We start from the raw sequence: 575 nt of genomic DNA, 5'->3' as shown, positions 1-575 counted from the left end.
ACCCAATACCTCGAAGAAGCCGACCACCTCGCCGACCAGATCGCCGTCCTGGACCACGGACGCCTCATCGCCCAAGGCACCGCCGACGAACTCAAACGCCTCATCCCCGGCGGCCACGTCTCACTGAAATTCACCGACGACGACGCCCTGGGCGCCGCACTGGACGCACTGGGCCGCGGCTTCATCGACCCCGCCGACGACGACCACCTCACCCTCCAAGTCCCCTCCGACGGCGGCGTCGCCTCGCTGCGTGAGGTGCTCACCGTCCTGGACGCCGCCGGCATCCAACCCGCCGACCTCAGCATCCACACCCCCGACCTCGACGACGTCTTCCTCACCCTCACCGGCCAAAACACCCACCAGCAGGACAACGGCCAGCTGGACGCTCACAAGCAGGAGGCCACCCGATGAGCACCCTCACCCTCGCCGCCCGCGACTCGGCCACCATGACCCGCCGCCAACTCAAGCGGCTGCTCCGCTACCCCTCCATGACCATCCAGCTGATCATCACCCCGGTCATCCTGCTGCTGCTGTTCGTCTACGTCCTCGGCGGCACCCTCGGCAACGGCCTGGGC

General features: G+C 68.2%; 1 pseudogene. It reads left to right on the top strand.

The annotated features are described in order from the left end of the window. Window positions 1–411: pseudogene (locus tag ACA514_RS48245) on the top strand (ABC transporter); the annotation flags it as partial. Window positions 412–575: the final 164 nt, after the last annotated feature.

The sequence above is a fragment of the Actinomadura sp. NTSP31 genome (genome assembly GCF_041951385.1).
Classification (GTDB): Bacteria; Actinomycetota; Actinomycetes; order Streptosporangiales; family Streptosporangiaceae; genus Spirillospora; species Spirillospora napierensis.
Note: the sequence above shows the minus strand (reverse complement) of the source record. Positions and strands in the feature narration are given on the sequence as shown.